At 33.7% G+C, this 2,324-nt stretch carries 2 protein-coding genes, 1 tRNA gene and 1 pseudogene; 2 read left to right on the forward strand and 2 right to left on the reverse strand.

Annotation, left to right across the window (positions count from 1 at the left end; translation table 11 throughout):
- Nucleotides 1–127 (reverse strand): helix-turn-helix domain-containing protein (locus EPJ90_RS08480; RefSeq protein ID WP_200542982.1); only part of this gene is annotated, 127 nt, incomplete at its 3' end.
- Nucleotides 128–192: 65 nt separating this feature from the next.
- Here EPJ90_RS08480 and EPJ90_RS08485 point away from each other — a divergent pair.
- Nucleotides 193–1,547: pseudogene (locus EPJ90_RS08485) on the forward strand (IS3 family transposase).
- A gap of 89 nt (nt 1,548–1,636) precedes the next feature.
- The gene (locus EPJ90_RS08725) at nt 1,637–1,930 is read left to right on the forward strand and encodes a tyrosine-type recombinase/integrase (RefSeq protein ID WP_207106273.1); all 294 of its coding nucleotides are present in this window, start codon (nt 1,637–1,639) and stop codon (nt 1,928–1,930) included.
- A gap of 62 nt (nt 1,931–1,992) precedes the next feature.
- Here the strand turns inward: EPJ90_RS08725 and EPJ90_RS08495 are convergent.
- Nucleotides 1,993–2,079, reverse strand: a tRNA-Leu gene (locus EPJ90_RS08495).
- Nucleotides 2,080–2,324 lie beyond the last annotated feature (245 nt).

The following is a 2,324-nucleotide window of genomic DNA, read 5'->3' on the forward strand; positions in this document are numbered from 1 at the left end:
TTTTATATCTAGAAATCGTAGAATGAGATATATTGAGTTTACGTGCTGCCTTGCGCATAGAGTAGCCGATGCTTAATAGAATATCAATTTGGTCTTTCATTTTTTTATCTAATTGTTTATACTTCATGTGGGAGTTCCTTTTAGTGAACCGCACCCCGAATCTTGGACAAAGATGAGGAGGTGCGGTTTTTTATGGCTAAGCAAACACGAAAACAAAAAATTGAAATATATGAGAAACGAAAGCTAGGACAATCAGTATGTTCATTAGTAAATGAGTATGGTATTAATAAATCAAGTATTAAATATTTGGTAAGACTTATCGATCAACATGGCCCCAATGTTCTAAGACGAAACAAAAATCACTTTTATTCTCATGAATTTAAGTTAGAAGTAATAAATCGGATATTAATGGATGGAGAAAGTACAATAGCTGTCGCCATCGAGCTTGGATTAAGTTCTGATGGATTGACTTACAATTGGATTAAAAATTATAAAGAAAACGGCTATAGTGTCATAGAACGGAAACGAGGTAAACCATCTATAACAAAATCAACTAAACTATTAACTGTTAATGATGAACTAAAGGCACTGAAGAAAAAAAACAAGTATTTGGAAGCGGAGAATGAATATTTAAAAAAATTGAATGCCGTAGTGAAACAAAGGGTGGAGCGCGAAAAGAAGAAAAAACCAGAGTAGTCTCCTTACTACGACAAAAATATCCCTTAGAGATTCTTTTAAAAATATCCGGACTCGCTCGATCTACTTACTACTTCTGCGTTTCAAAAATTGATTTTGATACCAAAAACGACGAACTCATGCAGAGATTATAGAAATCTATTATGATCACAAAGGACGATATGGTTATCGTAGAATTACTTTAGAACTAAATAATCGAAGAATTCGTGTAAATCACAAGAAAGTCTTGAGACTTATGAATAAGATGAGATTACATTCAATCATAAGAAAGAAACATAAGTATTCTTCATATAAAGGGACAGTGGGAACCATTGTTGAGAATCGAGTTCAAAGGGATTTTGAAGCTGATAAACCCCATCAAAAATGGTTTACGGATATCACTGAGTTTAATGTGCAAGGGAAGAAAATCTATCTTTCACCAATACTTGATGCATATGGTAGATACATTGTATCTTACAACATATCTACAAGTCCTAATTTGGATCAAACTAGAGACATGCTTCACAAGGAATTTACTTGTAACGATACGCAAGGAACAATTATTCATTCGGATAGAGGATGGCAATACCAACATAAATTTTATGTGAAAGAATTAGAAGCACATTCGATGATTAGAAGTATGTCAAGAAAGGGAAATAGTATTGATAACGGACTCATGGAGGGCTTTTTTGGGCTACTAAAATCAGAAATGTATTATGACCAAGAACATAAGTATAAAAAAGTAGAAGAATTAGTTGATGCAATTGATGAATATATCGACTATTATAAGAACAAGAGAATTAAGAGCAAACTAAAAAGGACTGACCCCTGTTCAATACAGGAATCAATCCTTAAATTTAAAAGATAATTAGCTTGTCCAAAATTTGGGGTTCAGTTCATAGTCGGGTGGGCTCCTTTTATTATACAAAAACAACCGCACCTTGGGTGGTGCGGTTGAGATTTGAATTTAGGATTTGATATAAAACAATCAGACTTTATTTTTGGAATCAAAGCCCCTCTTCCAAATAACACGATACAATACGCATTCAAAAGAATGGGGCTTGAATTCCGGTTACACGATTTAAGACATTCACACGCGACGCTTCTAATGCAAAATAACGTCCCAATTAATATTGTTTCAAAAAGACTAGGACATTCAACAGTTGAGATGACTCTAAAAGTATATACCCATGCATTTGCTGAAAGTCAGGATAAAGCTGTTGATGTATTAAACAAAATGTCCACTACCACTTAAATGTATCCCCATGCTAAACTTAAGCATAAAAAAGCCCACTATATAGTGGGTTGTTTTCATATTGGTGCCCGAGGACGGACTCGAACCGTCATGAGTTTTACCTCGCTGGATTTTGAGTCCAGTGCGTCTACCGATTTCACCACTCGGGCATGTTGTTTGCTTAATAATAATATCTTAAAAGGGGCTTAAATGCAACCTAAAACTTAAAGTATTTCACATAAATAACGAATTTATTTATTTCCAATGAAAATAAAAGAGTTCACGCATGTGGAGTTGTCAAACAAAAGTAGACATTAATAAAAAACTAGAAACCCTTATCCATTTTATATTGGATAGGGGTTTTGTAATTTAAACAGTAAGCAGGTCTTTCAAAATTGAAATAATGTACATATTC

It is taken from the genome of Erysipelothrix sp. strain 2 (EsS2-7-Brazil), from assembly GCF_016617655.1.
In the GTDB taxonomy this organism is placed as follows: Bacteria; Bacillota_I; Bacilli_A; order Erysipelotrichales; family Erysipelotrichaceae; genus Erysipelothrix; species Erysipelothrix piscisicarius.